The organism is Paenibacillus sp. lzh-N1, from assembly GCF_002872435.1.
Taxonomy (GTDB): domain Bacteria; phylum Bacillota; class Bacilli; order Paenibacillales; family Paenibacillaceae; genus Paenibacillus; species Paenibacillus polymyxa_C.
The window spans coordinates 1,997,427-2,014,496 of sequence record NZ_CP025696.1; the positions used below are offsets into that span (position 1 = coordinate 1,997,427).

The 17,070-nt window shown below is 46.4% G+C and carries 16 protein-coding genes and 1 riboswitch; of the genes, 10 read left to right on the forward strand and 6 right to left on the reverse strand.

Features of this window, described 5'->3' with window-relative positions:
- Positions 1-73 precede the first annotated feature (73 nt).
- Positions 74-2,620, reverse strand: a complete 2,547-nt coding sequence (locus tag C0638_RS09035; protein WP_058711048.1) for a LamG-like jellyroll fold domain-containing protein — start codon at positions 2,618-2,620, stop codon at positions 74-76.
- Between the two features lie 243 nt (positions 2,621-2,863).
- On the opposite strand from C0638_RS09035, the gene C0638_RS09040 reads away from it, so the two are divergent.
- Entirely contained in the window at positions 2,864-3,661 is a 798-nt protein-coding gene (locus C0638_RS09040) for a copper amine oxidase N-terminal domain-containing protein (RefSeq protein WP_040102604.1), read from the forward strand.
- Between the two features lie 79 nt (positions 3,662-3,740).
- Here C0638_RS09040 and C0638_RS09045 read toward each other — a convergent pair whose 3' ends face one another.
- Complete coding sequence (locus tag C0638_RS09045) at positions 3,741-4,784, reverse strand: stalk domain-containing protein (RefSeq protein ID WP_058711049.1); 1,044 nt, start codon at positions 4,782-4,784, stop codon at positions 3,741-3,743.
- Between the two features lie 253 nt (positions 4,785-5,037).
- Complete coding sequence (locus C0638_RS09050; protein ID WP_082689632.1) at positions 5,038-5,214, reverse strand: CsbD family protein; 177 nt, start codon at positions 5,212-5,214, stop codon at positions 5,038-5,040.
- A 156-nt stretch (positions 5,215-5,370) separates the two neighbouring features.
- Between C0638_RS09050 and C0638_RS09055 the strand changes: the two genes are divergently transcribed.
- Both C0638_RS09055 and C0638_RS09060 read left to right on the forward strand, forming a co-directional pair.
- Complete coding sequence (locus C0638_RS09055; protein WP_058711050.1) at positions 5,371-5,886, forward strand: DUF2179 domain-containing protein; 516 nt, start codon at positions 5,371-5,373, stop codon at positions 5,884-5,886.
- A 119-nt stretch (positions 5,887-6,005) separates the two neighbouring features.
- Entirely contained in the window at positions 6,006-6,218 is a 213-nt protein-coding gene (locus tag C0638_RS09060) for a cold-shock protein (RefSeq protein WP_016822696.1), read from the forward strand.
- A gap of 103 nt (positions 6,219-6,321) precedes the next feature.
- On the opposite strand, the gene C0638_RS09065 is transcribed toward C0638_RS09060, so the two are convergent.
- From C0638_RS09065 to C0638_RS09075, 3 genes are all read right to left on the reverse strand, one after another.
- Positions 6,322-7,329 (reverse strand): substrate-binding domain-containing protein, encoded by a 1,008-nt coding sequence (locus tag C0638_RS09065; protein ID WP_040103815.1) that lies wholly within the window; start codon positions 7,327-7,329, stop codon positions 6,322-6,324.
- A 249-nt stretch (positions 7,330-7,578) separates the two neighbouring features.
- On the reverse strand, positions 7,579-8,778 hold the full coding sequence (locus C0638_RS09070; protein WP_058711051.1) for a glycoside hydrolase family 130 protein: 1,200 nt from the start codon (positions 8,776-8,778) through the stop codon (positions 7,579-7,581).
- A complete protein-coding gene (locus C0638_RS09075; protein ID WP_058711052.1) occupies positions 8,775-9,950 on the reverse strand; it encodes an AGE family epimerase/isomerase in 1,176 nt (391 codons plus the stop codon). Before C0638_RS09075 ends, C0638_RS09070 begins: the two co-directional genes overlap by 4 nt.
- Positions 9,951-10,182: 232 nt before the next feature.
- Between C0638_RS09075 and C0638_RS09080 the strand changes: the two genes are divergently transcribed.
- From C0638_RS09080 to C0638_RS25335, 7 genes are all read left to right on the forward strand, one after another.
- Positions 10,183-11,502, forward strand: coding sequence for an ABC transporter substrate-binding protein (locus tag C0638_RS09080; protein WP_013373636.1), 1,320 nt, complete (start codon positions 10,183-10,185; stop codon positions 11,500-11,502).
- A 67-nt stretch (positions 11,503-11,569) separates the two neighbouring features.
- Entirely contained in the window at positions 11,570-12,454 is an 885-nt protein-coding gene (locus C0638_RS09085; protein WP_102163449.1) for a carbohydrate ABC transporter permease, read from the forward strand.
- A gap of 2 nt (positions 12,455-12,456) precedes the next feature.
- Positions 12,457-13,290 (forward strand): carbohydrate ABC transporter permease, encoded by an 834-nt coding sequence (locus tag C0638_RS09090; RefSeq protein WP_040102609.1) that lies wholly within the window; start codon positions 12,457-12,459, stop codon positions 13,288-13,290.
- A 41-nt stretch (positions 13,291-13,331) separates the two neighbouring features.
- Positions 13,332-14,381 (forward strand): glycoside hydrolase family 130 protein, encoded by a 1,050-nt coding sequence (locus C0638_RS09095; RefSeq protein WP_058711053.1) that lies wholly within the window; start codon positions 13,332-13,334, stop codon positions 14,379-14,381.
- Between the two features lie 12 nt (positions 14,382-14,393).
- Entirely contained in the window at positions 14,394-15,353 is a 960-nt protein-coding gene (locus tag C0638_RS09100; protein WP_058711054.1) for an acetylxylan esterase, read from the forward strand.
- Positions 15,354-15,408: 55 nt separating this feature from the next.
- A riboswitch (purine riboswitch) is annotated at positions 15,409-15,508 on the forward strand.
- Positions 15,509-15,574: 66 nt separating this feature from the next.
- Positions 15,575-16,753 carry an MFS transporter gene (locus C0638_RS09105; protein ID WP_058711055.1) on the forward strand — a complete coding sequence of 393 codons (1,179 nt, stop codon included), beginning with the start codon at positions 15,575-15,577 and terminating at the stop codon, positions 16,751-16,753.
- A gap of 80 nt (positions 16,754-16,833) precedes the next feature.
- Positions 16,834-16,977: an RAxF-45 family protein gene (locus C0638_RS25335; RefSeq protein ID WP_016822706.1), complete on the forward strand. Its 144-nt coding sequence runs from the start codon at positions 16,834-16,836 to the stop codon at positions 16,975-16,977.
- Positions 16,978-17,070: the final 93 nt, after the last annotated feature.

Here is a 17,070-nt window from a genome sequence, read left to right on the forward strand (position 1 = left end):
AGAGCGCTGTTCAGCGCTCTCTTTTTTCATTCTTTGACACTAGTGATGCTCACCATTCACAGATAGTTTTAATTCACTTCATCTGGGCTAACTCTTCCACCTGTGCAGGAGGGAGGGCGCCTTCAAAAATACTCAGCTCATCCATAGAACCATTGAACGCAGGGTCCCACCAGTTGACCCCTAAGCTGAATGTTCCAGCTTTAGAGGTAAAGACATCCGGAAACCCTGACCCTGTAAACTGAATTTTCCCATTCACATACACCTCTAGCACTCCATGATCTACAGTAAAGGCGAGATGTGTCCATTCATTGGCTTTGATCTTCCGGCCAGTACTGCCGGTATACCAAGTTGAGCTGCCGGACCAGACCATGGTGTTATCCTTCTCAGGTCCTCTGGGCAGAAGGCTAACCCAGTGGTTGCTATCCATAGCTCCAAAAAAAGTAGGTGTATGCACAGTCAATTCGCTAGGTTTCACCCACAGTGACACAGAATAGGCTGAACTGGATATGAGTCCTTCAGGCAGAGCAATACCTGACTGTCCATCAAGGACTACAGCTTGGCCTCTTACGCCTTCAGCGTAGGATATACTTCCTCCCTGACGATCGATTCGGTCACCAATAACCTTACCATTGGCAAAAGCATCATTCTGATCCTTTAGATTATTTTCAAATGGGTATGAAGCAGTCAATGTTGCCTTCTCATAAGGAGCTACCGTAATGTTAAAAGCTTTGTCCCGACTGCTGTCCCCTTTGGTAATGGTAGCTGTCAAAGTGGCGGATACAGCCTTTTCTCCGATCCCGGGGCGCTTGATTTCACCAGTATCGGAAATGACGCCTGGGTCTGAAGTTTTCCAGGTAATGGATGATTGCCGACTGCCTTCCTTCGGAAGCGTCAGATTACCCGTCACCCGGCTCGTATCGCCAAGATCTAATTCACGATATACACTGTCAACGACTGTCGTATCCGTCATATCAGGGAGCTTACTGCCCCAGGCCATTTCACCTTTATTCGATAGAACTGTAAACGCAAGGATGTATTGATTTGTAACCTGGTCCCATTGTCTCAGGAATACTCCATCATATACAGCACCATCCAGTGTTAGTTGGACATTCGCATCCCCCGACTTGCGCCATGTTCCTTGCACATCGCCTTTAATCGTATGGTCTGCTCTCAGCTGAATGAACTGTGTATTTTTGACCGTCGCCGAGGAATCACTGCCATGGTTAATATATTGATAATCACCAATGAATTGTTTCTCATCCAGCTTTGTAAGCGTCTCGCCGCCGTAACGGTAAGGAGCTACAACAGGCCAGTCCTCCTGATTCATGAACATTTGGTGTACACGCAGCTCATGAGTCTCCCCTTGCTGAGGGAATCGGGTATGAAAGACAACAAACATTTGTCCGGTAGCAGGATCGGTGTATACCGAGTTATGCCCAGGAGATACATAGCCGTAGCCCACACCTGTACCTGGATCGCCTATTTTGCTATCGAACAAGAAGTTACCCATTAGTTTGTTGCCATAGGCTACATTTTTGGTGTTTGCTGGTAGAACGGCATTCTGTCCTTTGGCATCCTTATAAGGTCCTGCTGGACTCTTGGAACGGAATAACCTCATGTTATACCCACCGTCCGCTGCAAGTCCGCCATAGGTTACATACAGATAGTAGTAACCTGTCTTTGAGTTGTATTCAATATATGGACCTTCCCCGGACTCGCCGTATCCACCTGCGATCTTGGTGCCAAAATAACGATCAATCAGACGGCCATCCTCTGTAGTTCCATCTTGGCCTGGATAGATCGGTTTGCCAGTTGCTTTATCCAGCTCCAGCAAAAATATTCCTCCGGACCATGACCCGTACGTCATCCATAAGCGCCCGTCTGTATCATAAAAGACTGCTGCATCAATTGCATTCGGGAACACCCGATTCGCATAAGAACCATCGGCGTTAAACCATCCTGCTCTAGGCCCCTTCAGCTTGCCTTCATTAATGAGTTGAGAAATCGGCGTATTTGTCCACTTTTTATCCACTTTGCTTTCTTTATCGAATGCAGTCTCCTTTGTAAAACCAGTGTTCACAATGGTATCGACATATTGATAGGGGCCTTCAATGTTGGGTGCAACGGCAATACCGATCGCGGAACGTATATAGGTGGAGGAGGCACTATAATAAATCATATAGGCTCCTTTTGAGCCATCCTTATTGACATAATGCTCATTCCAAAATACATCCGGCGCCCATACTGAGAATCCTCCCTTGCTATCCGCATCATTCTCGCCCGCCCAAGCGAAAGATCCGGCCAGATTCTTCGATAAATCTCCGTAAAGGGTATTCCTAGGCGTTGTGTAACCGTTTGCAAAAGAAGTCCAGTTTGTGAGATCTTTGGATTTCGCTGCGGAGATATGCGACCCATACACATAATAAGTATCGCCGTCTTTGACAATCGAAGGATCATGAACCGATACATTAGAGAAGGTCGGTACATTCTGCTTATTATTCTGGTTCGGATCCGCTGCGGCGGCATCCATTGTACCTGAAGGTACGGCTGCAATTGCCAATAATAAAGTCATTGTTAATGCAATGCTAGACCTGACTCTACGTTTAACAAAACTTCTCATCGTATACATTTACCCCTTTCTAAATTGGAATACAGTGATACATTCTGCTTTCATCGCTAAAATACCTTTATATTTATAAATATTATTAATGTATTTATGAATTACATAGCTACAAAGAAGTTGATTAATCTATAATTAGGTAGAGATTATAAATTATGGTTGACGATATGTATCTATGGAGGTACGTTATATATGAACAAAACAGTTATATTTGTGAGCTGTTTATCAATAAAGGAGGGTATTATGAAAATCAGGTTGCTAGTATGCCTTATAATTTTATTTAGTGTTGCTACTGTACACTCGAATTCGACATCAGCCCAAGCTCAGACCCCTATACACCTGAAGGTAAATAATCATTACGTTTTATACACCTATCCTGCATCACCTTTTATGGATACGAAGGGCAGACTGCTTATACCGCTTCAAGCTGCTGAAGATATACTAGGCGCCAAAGTAACTTATAATACAGCGAACAAAACGGCTTCTGTTGATTTGCTAGGCCGTAATGTAACGGCTACGATCGGATCACCCGAAATATCGGTTAACGGTGAGCCGGTGACAATGGACACAGTCCCCATCATGAAAAGTAACGCGATGTTTTTACCAGTATCCATTTTGTTGAAAGATACAGATGCGCAGATGGAGTGGGATTCCAAGCGTGGCTTATTGAAGCTAAGACATGATAGCTTTACGGAAAGCCCAGTTCTTATGAGGTTCAAGGGACAAGACTTGGCCCAAGTCATTGATGCAAATGCATTTGATCTTACTTCTTTTAACTGGGATCAAACGCAGGGTGTATTGAATATTCATGCTACGTATAAGAGCGACTTATCGCCCGTATTCAAGCAAATTGACTTTAATCCTATGATTGTGTATAGCAAAGGGACCTATAGCGTAGATCCTTATTCTAAACCCGGTTCATTTCACAAAGTCAAAATAACCAGCGCAGGTCATTTGGTTTATACAAAAAATATCGGTACAACTAATGCGGATAGTGATTATATAAAATACATTACTTCTGTAGGCAGGCTGATTCAATAATTGAATGTAGGATATTTGCACAGATAAAAAAAGCGACAAGGGCTACAAAGCCTTTATCGCTTTTTTCGGAAGGTTAATCTTAGAAAGTAATGATTTGGCTGCTGTTTCCTTTATTACGTACATATCCAACGACTTTGGATACTGACTGTCTGTCTTTAAGATAATCACTAACGCCATCTGTCAGGTTGTTTTTTTGATTGTTTGAAAGTTTATTCCAGTCATCCAAATTTACATAAACCTCAACGATAGCTTCACTGCTGTCGCCTCTTACGGTGAAATCAAAGCCGACTCCATTATAGGTGCCATATCTATCGGACAAGTTACGTTGGATCGTACTTGAATCCAGAGAAGAAGCTACCTTTTTAATCGTTACATCGCCTCTGCTGTTGGTTGAAAAGGTCGCCAATTTATCTCTATTACTGGAGTTCTTCACTGTGCCGTCAATATCGGCATCTTTGTACTCTTTCAAAATGTCCTTAACGATGTCCTCCAGGTAGCTTTCCTTTCTGCTGTCGGACAGGTCATCCCATCTGGACTTGGTCATTTCGATGGTCACGTCAATATCGCTTTTGTTACCATCCAGCGTGATATCCGAGTTCGTGTTGTAGGAATCACTGTAATCCTTGTTCAGTTGCTTTTGAAGATCTTTCAGGGTGCTTGAACTATTTTTGCTCGCTTCATCTTTCAGCGTCTGATTGTCTTTTTGCAACTGAGCAATGGTAGCGTCTTTCGTAGTGTTCGCTGCTTTAGCTGTGTTCAGTTCTTGAGTCAGCGTCGTAATCTGGTTGTTCAGTGCTGTAACTGTAGATTGATCAATAGGAACGCCGTTGTCAGCAATGACTACGCGTTTGTTTGTGCCATCCCATGTTACTTTTTTATCCAAAGCAGTACCTGCCAGCTTCAACGGGATATACGTCACGCCATCCAGCAGAAATGGTTCTGTTTTAGCATCAGCAGGAACCTCAGTTCCGTTATAGATAATTTTAATATTGTTATATACTGCTTGGATCGGCTTAGTTACTTGTGCAGCATATGTAGATTGGCTGAACAGAGCCCCGGAGATGGCCAAGGCCGACACGGCAGTGATGATGACTGGTTTCTTCATGGACTTCAATGATTTCATTCGTTGGTCTACCCCTTTATTTAAGAATTATAGCTTGATACATAGACTAGAGTAACATTAATACATACAAAATCCAACAGGTTGGAAGGGTTGTTATTGGTTGTGCTTATATTAGTTAGACGCAAAAGCGACTGTAAAAGTTGCCCTGTTTGCGTAAATATTTTTCCAAAAGTAACCGAACAAAATAAAACAGTCCGCTGTACAAGACAGCGGACTGTTTGGAGTACAGTGCGTTAGGGTATCAAAAGTTGGATTATTTGTGGTCCTTCAGTTTGCCTGCTGTTTCCTGAAGATGGCCTTTGGCTTTATCCAATTTACCTTCGGCTTGAAGTGACTTATTATCTGTAGCGTTCCCGATTTGATCCTTGATTTCGCCTTTAGCTTTATTTACATTACCTTTGATTTTTTCGCTAATTCCGTTATCCTTCATGGTATAGCCCTCCTCATATAATCAAACTTTCTTTCAGCATGCTGTAGTTACTCATTACCCGAGCGAGGGTAATACGAAACGTAAGGCTGTAGATCACAGACAGGGGCATAATGTTGGAGACGGGGTTAACTAGATCGTGGAATGGGGAGTGAGCGTATGCTCAAAATTTTATTGTTTATTCTCGTTATTCAACTTATTTATGTATCGGCGTATACACTACGTATGATTTTGACGCTGAAAGGACAGAAGTACATTGCTGCACTCATCAGCACCGTGGAAGTTACGGTCTATGTGTTGGGCTTGAATGTCGTGCTTAAATATCTGGATCAAGTGGCAAGTCTTGCGGTATACGCCATCGGCTACGCAGTAGGTATTCTTATTGGAGCATGGATTGAAGAAAAAATAGCGCTCGGTTATGTCACTGTGAAGGTGATCAGCAATGAGATCAATGGAGGAATTGCCAATGCACTACGAGACAAAGGCTATGGCGTTACAGCTTGGCTAGGCAGTGGACGTGATGGAGAACGTCTGGTGATGGAGATATTGGCCAAGCGAAAAAACCAGAATAAGCTGTATCAATCCATTCTGGATCTGGATCCCAAGGCTTTTGTCATTACAGTGGAGCCAAAGCAATTTCACGGCGGTTTCTGGACCAAGGCTATCCGCAAATAAGGATTTTGGTAAAATACGCATATTTTCCGTAGGTTGGAGCATATTAATACCCGCACAGGAGGGAATTAACAGTATGCCGACAGGGGATGTTCCCCTATAACAACCAAGGGGGGATATAGATGTACAGACGCCAGGCCCCGGAAATCATTCCAGAGGAAAATACGGCTATTTGGTCGTGTACCAACGAGGGTTGCAACGGATGGATGAGAACGGATTTTACCTTTTTGAGCGAGCCAGCTTGTCCACTCTGCCAAGCCACGATGGGACAGGAAATGCGGATGCTGCCGATTCTCAATCGGACGGGCAATTCCTTTGTCGCCCAGCGTTCTTAATTGAAGGTAAGCCTATGATTACGCTGCAAAGATTCTAAACGTCAAAAGCCGCTCCAGCGACATGCTGAGCGGCTTTTGGTTGTGGAATATTCACTGATCATGATCACTCAAGGGGCTGCACGGAATCACGATATACAATATGACCCTGTACAAGGACTCGACCAAAACGACTGCCGGGATGGCTTATTTTTTTCATCATTGAATCCACCGCGGTACGTGCCATTTGCTCAATGTCTACTCCGACCGTGGTCAGTTGCGGAACAATAAGCGTGGCGTATACATCGTTATCAAAGCCGACTACAGAGCAATCCTCGGGTACGCGGTATCCCAGACCAATCAGCTGGTGCACCAGATTGTGAGCAACCTGATCGCAGTTGCATACAAAGGCGGTCGGTAGTGGCTGAGGCAGCTCCATTTCAACATAGGACCCTTCGTCGTCCCGGTCACTGAGTACCCACTCGTTACGGAGGGGCAACCTGTGCTCCAGCAAGGATTTATAGTAGCCGAGGAAACGATCTTGAATACTACTGGTGGAATAGATATTTCCCACATAAGCAATATCCCGGTGCCCCTGGGCGATCAAGTAGTTGGTCAGCTCATAGGCTCCGTAAAAATTATCCGTCACCACAGAGTCGATATCGGCATGCTCATCATAAAAGTCGAGAAACATTTTAGGTTGGTCCATGGTTTGTACCAGCTCAATATATGGCTTGCTCACCTGGCCCAGAAGAATGAAGCCGTCCACCTTACGGTCGTAATAGATACGTGGCAGATTAAGCTGTTCTTCGTCCTCGCGATGGAGGATGTGAAGGATCCCGTAGTAGCCGTATGGCTCCAGTGCTCGTGAAATTTGCTGGTAAATATGCAGATAAAACGATTGGCCAGGACCGGTAAAACGTTCAGGGATGACAACACCAATGTTATAGGTGAGCCCTTCCTTCATGGACTTGGCAACGGTATTGAAACGATAACCCATTTCGCCCGCGAGCGTTTTAATACGTTCTTTTAGCTCCTCGCTAACCCCATCCTTGTCATTGAGCGCCTTCGACACGGTCACGCTGCTTATTCCCAGCTTATCTGCAATATCCCGCATCGTTACGTTGCTCTTCATTCCTGTTCCGCCTTCCAATTTTAAAAAGATAAGCATTTTGCCTACATCCAGATAAGAGTTGCAAAATGCTGGGGTGAATATGGATAGCTTATCCGCTTGTAGAAATTCAATTAGCTTAGCGGTGCAGCTGCTCTATAAAGATACAAGGACTGGCAGCCATAGCTGCCCATAGAACAACAATTAGCCTGCGGGTAACAGTTGTTCTATGGATAGTATACATGGTTCCGCAAGCAGGATAAAGCTTACGGCTTAGATCCGCTGGGAAGGACGGTTGCTTGCTTGCAATAGTGCTTCATTGCGATGGATCAGCTCACGGCGGATAGCGGCGCTGCCGAGAGAACGCAATGGGTCGGACGGTGTATTGAAGGTGTAGTCTTCTAGACGGGCAATGGTGGTCGTCGCTACGTGGATACGTGTATCACTGGACGCGTAGTATATGAAGACTTCATCTCGTTCATTAACGACTGCCCCATTGCAGAAAATAACATTCGAAACATCACCCACGCGTTCCTCATCATAAGGAGCCAGAAAATGCCCGCCAGGCTTGGCAATGACGCGCGTAGGGTCTTCCAGACTGGTGGCAAAGGTATACAGCACATATCGCAGCCCGGCGGCTGTATTGCGTACCCCGTGAGCGATATGAATCCAGCCGCGACTCGTTTTGATCGGAGCAGGACCTTGCCCGTTCTTGACTTCGTATACCGTATGATAGTAGCGCTCGTCAATGACTGTCTCATGTTCAATCACGGGCTGCGTAATATCTTTGCAGAGACCGAACGCAATGCCTCCGCCTGAGCCGGTGGAAATAAACCCATCTTGGGGACGAGTATAGAAGGCATATTGACCGTCCACAAATTCGGGGTGCAGGACAACGTTGCGTTGCTGCGGGGACTGGGTAGTGATGTTGGGAAGCCGGGTCCATGTGCGGAGATCACGAGTGCGGACCAGTCCAGCCTGAGCGACAGCGCTGGAGGTATCGTGGGCTGGCGCGTCAGGGTCCTTTTTCTCCGAGCAATAAATACCGTAAACCCAGCCGTCCTCATGCTTCACCAGCCGCATATCGTACATATTGGTTTCATCCGGGTCGATATCATCCCATACTAAGGGAGCGTCAATGAACCGAAACTGATCAATGCCGTTATCGCTCTCTGCCAAGGCAAAAAACGACTTTCGATCCAGTCCCTCGGTGCGTGAAACAAGAATGTATTTTCCTTCATGATAGATCGCTCCAGGATTCAATGCCGCATTCACCCCCAGTCGTTCCATGAAAAAGGGGTTGGTTTGTGCATCCAGGTCAAACCGCCAGTGAATGGGAACATGATGGCGTGTGAGCACCGGATAGAGGTAGCGTTCATAGATACCATTGTAAAAGGAGGTTTTAACCTCATTGGGGCGCGTAATCAGTTCTTCTTGCTGCAACAGCAGCTCATTGTATTTGCTATGAATCATTGTTTTTCCATCCTCTCCAGCATTTCGATGCAAAATCGGCTGTTATGATATGGGCACTTCCAAGGGCCTGCAATCTCTCTCGCATCAGGCTTACCGTCGGCTTGAACTGACCAGAACCATTCGCCTCCGGCGCGCGGATCGATGATATATTGCCGGGTATAGGTCCATAGATTTCGCACAATGTGCAAAAATCGTTCATCCTGTGTCCGCTGAAACGCATTGTAAAAACCAACCATTGCTTCGGCCTGTACCCACCAGATACGTGAAGTGTCTACCCGCTCTCCCTCCCGCTCGTTGATGAGCGATCCGTCTGGCTGAATAGCCCGCTCAGCTACCGCGCCGGCAATATCCACCACCATGTTCACATACTCGGATGGATGATAACCCAGTACATTCATTGCGTCCTCCATCAACCAGCTGGCTTCGATGTCGTGACCATATGAGGTCAGATCGAGCAGTGAGCGCCATTCGCGGTCGAAGAAGACTCCCAAGCGCCGGGCGGAAGCATCGTAAACACGATGGTATAAAATGTCCAGCACGTTTTTCAGTGCGTCCCGAACCTCTTCGTTTGGGTAGGCACGTAGCAATTGGGTATACGCTTCCAAAACATGAATATGCGTATTCATGGTAATATGCGCGGTAACTCCATTTTCGCTGAGTAGCTCATTAGGCTGCGCGTTCCACGAACGATCATATTGTTCACCGTATGCCTGTAGAGCAGGATCATATCCTTTCTGCTCCACAAGGTGAAACAGTTCCATTGCCAGTGGTAATGCATTCGGGTCATCCGTAGCTCGTGCATATTCTGCCAACGCATAGATGGCGAATGCCTGCGCATATACATGCTTGCACGTATCCACAGGCTGCCCGGTGTAGTTCACCATCCAGTACATTCCTCCATGTAACGGGTCAAGCAGGTGATCTTGCAGAAATGTAAAGGCATGTCGTGCCGCGTCTGCATAGGCGCGTTCCCCAGTTACACGGGCTGCTGCTGAGAAAGACCAAAGTAGTCGCGCAGTGGCGATGCCACCTTTGTCCGCTTGTTTATGGATGTGCAGATCCACGTCTACCTCTCCATAAAATCCGCCATGCGCTTCATCTTTCAAGCCTAACCAGAATGGGAGTATGTGTTCCTTCCATTCCTGTCTAATTTCGTGTACTAGTGTTTCCAAGAGACAAAGCCTCCTTCGGAAAATTATTTATTAGTTTATCGTTAACCTTACAGAAGTATCATATCTAGGTGTTTATAAACTGTCAACCATGCTAGACTCGTGTTTTTTACAAGAAGAGGACCGCGATATTTTACAAAAAAATATTGTAATTGACACAGTAAGCGCTAACATAATAAAATGATTTTGTTAGTTTAACGATAACCTTATTAAAAACAACAGGAGGGGTCGTCTCATGAAGTTGTCCAAGGTTTTGATGTCATTACTATCCGTGCTTTTGATAGCGGGGCTGTTTACTGGCTGTAGCTCAAAGAGGGATACGCCAGCTGCCGGTTCTGATCCGAAGGGTCCGGAAGGGGAAATTACGGTGATCACACAGCGGACAGATATTGTGGATACCGTATTTCAGGATTACGCCAAGGAATTTAACAAACTTTATCCGAACGTGAAGGTCAATTTTCAGGCATTGGCCGATTATGATGGTCAAATTAAAATTCGGATGGGAACCCGGGATTACGGAGATGTGTTGCTGATTCCTGGCAGCATTCCGATTGAGGAGCTTCCTAATTTTTTTGAGCCACTAGGTACTTATGACGAGATGAAAAACAAGTATACCGGCATTGAAGAACGTACAGTGGATGGTAACAGCTACGGTATTCCGATTGCGATGGTTTACTCTGGCGTGATTTATAACAAAAAAGTGTTCAAGGAAGCAGGGATCACACAAATTCCTAAAACACCGGATCAATTCCTGAAAGCGTTACAGCAAATTAAGGACAAAACCAAGGCAGTACCGCTGTTTACGAACTATGCCTCTGGTTGGGCACTGACCCAGTGGGAGTCTAGCCTGGCGACAGTAGCGGGTACGAAGGAATACGTGAATGTGACACAACCGAATTCGGATGATAATTTCACGAAGGGCCAGCCCCACTATGAGCTGTACAAGGTCCTGTACGATGCGGCTAAAAATGGTCTGATTGAAAAAGATCCAACGACTACGGATTGGGAGACCTCCAAGGCGGATCTTGCACAAGGCAAAATCGGTACGATGGTGCTTGGCTCTTGGGCGATTGATCAGATCAAAAGCGTAGCTTCTAACAAGGATGATATCGGTTTTATGCCTTTCCCGACGAATGCCTCCAAGGTACTTGTACCGCTGGCAGGTGACTTTAACCTCGCTATTAACGTAAACAGTGAAAATAAAGAGGCGGCCCGTGCCTGGGTGGATTGGTTTACCGAAAAGTCCAACTATGCCGTAGAGCAGGCAGGCAGCATTAGTCCGCTGAAGGGTGCCGCAATGCCTGCCATTTTGAAGCAGTACGAGAATGAGGGCGTTGCTTTTGAAGCGCTGACTCCGTCTCCGAAGGGGCAGGAAGGAATTGTCGATAAAATCGATAAAATGGGAGAAATCGGCTTGTGGCAGCCTGATTTCAAGAAACGCATTATTGAGGCAGCGGTGGGTAATCGCCCGGAATCGTACGACACCATTATGAAGGATCTCAACGATGCATGGGTGAAGGCGCGTGCTGAAGTGGCAGCCAAGGAAGCAAAATAGCCATCTGAACTGACCATAAGAAGAGATTGACGTGGCAGTTGATGGACGGATAGCCAGGAGGTGCAGCATGTTTAAATTTTCGAATCTCAGCTACTCCAAACAAAGATTAGCGATTATTGTTGCCTTTTCATTTATTCCGCTGGCGCTGCTGGTCACTTTTGCATACTTGCCGGTGATCAATATGTTTAAATACAGCTTTTCGGACTGGAACGGCTATAGTAAGCGTCTGGAATATGTGGGCTTTGAAAACTATATCAAAATCTTTACCGACCCCGAATATTTCTCGGTGTTTAAGGTCAGTCTGTATTACTTTGTAGCCACGTTTGTACAGATGGGTTTGGCCCTTTATTTTGCAACCATTCTCAGCTTTCAAACCTGGTTTAAAAATTTCTTTAAAGGCATTTTGTTCTTTCCTTCTCTGATGAACGGGGTGGCGATTGGTTTTATTTTTCTATTCTTTTTTAAACCGGACGGTACCCTCGATACTCTGCTTCAGGCAGTGGGGCTGGGTTCGTATGTCAAGCTGTGGCTGGGCAACCCGGAGGTTATTAATATTTCGCTGGCTGGTACGTCGATCTGGAGATACATGGGCTTTAACTTTATTGTGTTTCTAGGTGCGATTTCTTCTATATCCAGTGATCTGTATGAAGCAGCCGATATCGACGGAGCCAACCGCTGGCATCAGTTCCGCTCTATCATTTTGCCGACCATCAAGCGGATTTTGCAGCTGAACCTGATCCTGGCAATTAGCGGTGCGATCAGTGCATTCGATATTCCTTACATTATGACCGGTGGCTCCAACGGTAGTAAAACGTTCGTCATTCAGACGATTGATGTGGCATTCAAATACAGCAAGGTTGGTTTGGCCTCGGCGATGGCGGTTGTTCTGCTGTTGATCGTAATTGCTGTTACTTTGCTTCAGCGGTTGCTGATTCGGGGGGAGGAGGACTAATCATGTATAAGCTAAAAAGATTGCTGGCAAACAGCATCAAGTATGCCGCGCTATTGCTAGGTGCGTTCATTGCTCTACTGCCGATTGTTGTGATTTTGTTTGCATCTTTGAAGACGAAGGCTGAATATGCGACAAGCAGTCCTCTGACTCCCCCGGTGAACTGGCTGAACTGGGCGAACTACGCCAAAGCCTTTGTGGATGGAAATATGCTAACTGGATTTTTGAACACAGCCTTTATTTTGCTGATCTCCATCATCGGGGCTACGTTGACCGGTTCCATGATCGCGTATATTTTGAATCGTTTTAAATTTAAAGGTAAAAGTCTCATGCTGGGTGCGTTCTTGCTCGCCACGCTCATTCCGGGGGTGACGACACAGGTATCGACATTCCAGATCATTAACAAACTGGAACTGTTTAACACACCTTGGGCAGCCATTTTACTTTATTTGGGGACCGATATTATTGCGGTGTATATTTTCCTTCAGTTTCTGGATTCCATCGCAGTGGCGCTGGATGAGTCGGCCATGCTGGATGGGGCTTCCTATCTGACCATCTACTGGCGCATTATTTTGCCGCTGCTGAAGCCTGCCATTGTGACGGTAATCATCATCAAGGGTGTTAATATTTACAATGATTTTTACACCCCGTTCCTGTATATGCCCAAAACAAGTCTTCAGGTTATATCGACGGCACTGTTTAAGTTTAAAGGGCCATACGGATCGCAATGGGAGGTCATTAGCGCGGGCATCATCATTGCGATTATTCCGACGCTGGTTGCGTTTTTATCATTACAAAAGTATATCTATAACGGATTTGCACAGGGCTCAGTGAAATAGAAAAATTAAAATTTAGTGTCTAGGTGAGAGGAGATTCAAGTATGAGTAAATTGAATGTGGATTTGAACGTAGGTAATGTACGAATTGTAGGAGATAGCCTGTCGAAAATGCCGTGGCAGGATAAGCCGGAAGGCAGCGAGGCTCCGGTATGGAGACATACTGAAAACCCGGTCATTGGTCGGAATCCTGTGCCTGGGATCGCCCGTATTTTCAACAGTGCAGTAGCTCCGTATGAGGGACGGTTTGTAGGAATATTTCGTGCTGAAACGATTAATGGACGTCCGCATTTGCATCTCGGCTGGAGTGACGATGGGCTGGCTTGGGATATTGAGACAGAGCGTCTGCATCTGGTCGATGAGGAAGGGAATGAGTATCAGCCTAATTATGCTTACGATCCGCGTCTGGTTCGAGTGGAAGATACGTATTATATCATCTGGTGCACAGATTTTTATGGAGCAGCGCTGGGGATCGCACAAACGAAGGATTTCAAAAGCTTTGTGCGATTGGAAAATCCGTTCTTGCCGTTTAATCGCAACGGAGTGCTGTTACCTCGCAAGCTAAATGGAAACTTTATGTTGCTATCCCGTCCGAGTGACAGTGGTCATACGCCATTTGGGGATATTTTCCTTAGCGAAAGTCCTGACTTGGTTTATTGGGGCAAGCACCGTCATGTAATGAGCAAGGGAGGTCAGGGCTGGTGGCAATCGGTGAAGATTGGCGGTGGACCAGCACCGATTGAGACGACTGAGGGCTGGCTGATGTTCTACCACGGGGTGACAGGCACGTGCAATGGATTGGTATACAGCATGGGCGTAGCCGTTCTTGATCTGGATGATCCGTCCAAAGTTAAATATCGTTCCTCCAATTTCGTGTTGACCCCGGAGGAATGGTACGAAGAGCGTGGCTTTGTGCCGAATGTGGTGTTCCCGTGTGCTACACTGCATGATGCGGACACCGGAAGAATTGCAATTTATTATGGAGCCGCTGATACGTATGTAGGTATCGCATACACGACAGTATCTGACATTATGGAGTATGTCATCGCAACGGATGAAGTAGTCGCAGATGACCGTGAGTCAGGCCGGATGTAGGAGGGAATTTACATGCCGGAGGATATGTCTTTACAGCAGCTACAATCCTATATGGGAAGTAATCCGAAGCCGCAGGATTTTGATAAGTATTGGGAACGGGCGCTGCAAGAACTGGAACGACAGCCACTTGAATATACACTGGAGCCTGCCGATTTTGTCTCTCCGCTGGTGGAGTGTTACCATCTGTATTTTACTGGAGTGGGCGGGGCAAGGGTACATGGGAAGCTGGCTCGTCCCAAGCATCTTACGGAACAAGGTCCAGCCTTGGCGATGTTCCATGGGTATTCCTGCGATAGTGGCGACTGGTTCGACAAGGTGAGCTATGCGGCACACGGATTCACTGTGCTGGCTATGGATTGCCGAGGGCAAGGCGGACTGTCCGAGGACAATTTGCAGGTTCAGGGAACGACGGTTCGCGGCCATATTATCCGCGGGATTGACGACCCGGACCCGGATCGGTTGTATTACCGCAACGTATTTTTGGATACGGTACAGACGGTGCGCATTCTAATGTCTATGGAGCAGGTTGACCCTGAACGGATCGGTGCATTTGGCTGCTCCCAAGGCGGGGCACTAACGGTTGCCTGCGCTGCATTGGAGCCGCGTGTCCGTGTGGCGGTCCCGGTATATCCGTTCCTGTCGGATTATAAAAGAGCTTGGGCGCTGGATGCAACGACATCGGCCTATGAGGAACTGGTTTATTATTTTCGCTGGTTTGATCCCAATCATGTACGTGAGAGCGAAGTGTTTCACCGCTTAGGCTACATCGACATTCAACATTTAGCAGACCGTATTCGAGGACGGGTGCTATTCGTGACAGGGCTATCCGATGTGATTTGCCCACCTTCCACACAGTTCGCAGTGTACAATAAAATCGTATCGGACAAGGAATTGCTTGTGTATCACGAATATGGTCATGAGTATTTACCCTATCTGTCAGATCGTTCCATGAGCGAATTTTTGCGGCTGTAGGGGTTGAACTTAACCAGAGGCTCCTTTATAGTAATAGCTATAACCTTCGTGAAGCGTAATAAATGAATGCCCCATTTGTATAACCTCAATAATATGGTTTGAGGGTCTCTACCAGGAACCGATAAATCCTGATTACAAAAAGTGTACGTCTTGTACATTTCTTGTGGTCAGGATTTTTTGCGTGTTACGAGGGATTTACATGACAGCAAAGGAGCTATGTAATGAACTTCAAAGTAGTTATTTTAACCATTGCGACCTTTACGGTAGGTCTGGTGGAGTTGATTATTGGTGGCGTGCTGCCCCAGATTGCACAGGATTTGAATGTCTCTGTAAGCACAGCAGGACAGCTTATCATGATCTATGCGCTTGTGTACGCTATTGCCGGGCCGACTTTGTTGGCGTTGACCGCCAAAATTGAACGAAAACGACTGTATTTGTGGTCGATGTTTATCTTTATCCTGGGAAGTCTGCTGGCTTTCTGGAGTCCGAACTATGCTGTATTGTTTGTATCCCGTATCGTTACTGCTGCAAGTGGGTCGTTGATCGTGACATTGTCACTAACCATTGCGGTTAAAGTGGTGTCCAAAGCTTATCAAGCCCGCGTTCTCGGTGTGATCTCCATGGGGGTCAGCTCCTCTATCGTACTAGGCATCCCAGCCGGGGTACTGATTGGAAATGCGTTTGGCTGGCGGGTGCTATTTCTGATTATTGCCTTGTTGACCGTAGTTTCTATGATCATTATGAACTTGTTTATGGAACGGATTCCGACAGAGCATGTTGTGCCTATGCGTGAGCAATTGAAGTCCTTGAAAAATGTTAAAGTGATCAGTGCCCATCTGGTCACTACGCTGACACTGGCGGGACACTACACGTTGTATGCGTACTTCACTCCGTTTTTGGAAAACCTGATGGGCTTGAACGCTTCATGGGTGAGTGTCGCCTATTTTGTCTTTGGATTGGCGGCAGTGAGCGGCGGCTTTATTGGCGGCTCTTTGGCCGACCGATTCGGCACAGCGAAAAGTATTCTCATTGTCGTAGGTGTGTTTATCGCTGTGATGTTCCTGCTGCCGTTCTCGATTCACTCGATGTATGTGTTTGTGCCGCTTCTGATCATCTGGGGAATCCTGAGCTGGGCCTTGTCGCCCCCAATGCAAAGTTATCTTATTGAAAATGCACCCGAATCAGGCAGTATTCAGCAAAGCTTTAATTTCTCTGCACTCCAGGTCGGGATCGCCCTCGGTTCTGCCTTGGGAGGGGTAGTGATTGATAATAGTACTTCTGTTGCCACGAACGCCTGGGTGGGCGGGGCATTTGTGATTGTTGCTTTTGTCTGCGGCGTATTTTCGATTACGAGAGCGGGGACATCGCAGACAGTCAGAGGACACCACTCCGTCTCATAGCCCAGTAGGATATTTCTCCCTTTTATTATTCGAAAAAACATGTTATACTACTTCCAATTATGAAGAAGGGGGTGAGGTAGGTGAATCACGAGATGCTGAACAACCGTATTAGCCAGCTGCCGATTGCTATGGCTGGCATTGTTCATGCTTTTCCGTACAACGGGAGAAGTCTGTCCAATTTTAATCATACGGTTGTAAACATCGCGAGAAGACGCCTACCTTAACTCGAACGGATTGCTACATCTTCCGAAGAGTCGCGGGGTTGCTCCTGCGGCTCTTTTTGTGTTACCTGGGTAAGGGTCTTCCTAAATAAAGGA

Bases quoted from the DNA above. Each gene is read 5' to 3' on its own strand.
- C0638_RS09065 (WP_040103815.1), bottom strand. From the start codon at position 7,329: ATGAAGAGCAACGTAACGATGCGGGATATTGCAGATAAGCTGGGAATA.
- C0638_RS09100 (WP_058711054.1), top strand. From the start codon at position 14,394: ATGCCGGAGGATATGTCTTTACAGCAGCTACAATCCTATATGGGAAGT.
- C0638_RS09095 (WP_058711053.1), top strand. From the start codon at position 13,332: ATGAGTAAATTGAATGTGGATTTGAACGTAGGTAATGTACGAATTGTA.
- C0638_RS09105 (WP_058711055.1), top strand. From the start codon at position 15,575: ATGAACTTCAAAGTAGTTATTTTAACCATTGCGACCTTTACGGTAGGT.
- C0638_RS09060 (WP_016822696.1), top strand. From the start codon at position 6,006: ATGTACAGACGCCAGGCCCCGGAAATCATTCCAGAGGAAAATACGGCT.
- C0638_RS09050 (WP_082689632.1), bottom strand. From the start codon at position 5,214: ATGAAGGATAACGGAATTAGCGAAAAAATCAAAGGTAATGTAAATAAA.
- C0638_RS09040 (WP_040102604.1), top strand. From the start codon at position 2,864: ATGAAAATCAGGTTGCTAGTATGCCTTATAATTTTATTTAGTGTTGCT.
- C0638_RS09080 (WP_013373636.1), top strand. From the start codon at position 10,183: ATGAAGTTGTCCAAGGTTTTGATGTCATTACTATCCGTGCTTTTGATA.
- C0638_RS09090 (WP_040102609.1), top strand. From the start codon at position 12,457: ATGTATAAGCTAAAAAGATTGCTGGCAAACAGCATCAAGTATGCCGCG.
- C0638_RS09045 (WP_058711049.1), bottom strand. From the start codon at position 4,784: ATGAAATCATTGAAGTCCATGAAGAAACCAGTCATCATCACTGCCGTG.
- C0638_RS09070 (WP_058711051.1), bottom strand. From the start codon at position 8,778: ATGATTCATAGCAAATACAATGAGCTGCTGTTGCAGCAAGAAGAACTG.
- C0638_RS09085 (WP_102163449.1), top strand. From the start codon at position 11,570: ATGTTTAAATTTTCGAATCTCAGCTACTCCAAACAAAGATTAGCGATT.
- C0638_RS09055 (WP_058711050.1), top strand. From the start codon at position 5,371: ATGCTCAAAATTTTATTGTTTATTCTCGTTATTCAACTTATTTATGTA.
- C0638_RS09035 (WP_058711048.1), bottom strand. From the start codon at position 2,620: ATGAGAAGTTTTGTTAAACGTAGAGTCAGGTCTAGCATTGCATTAACA.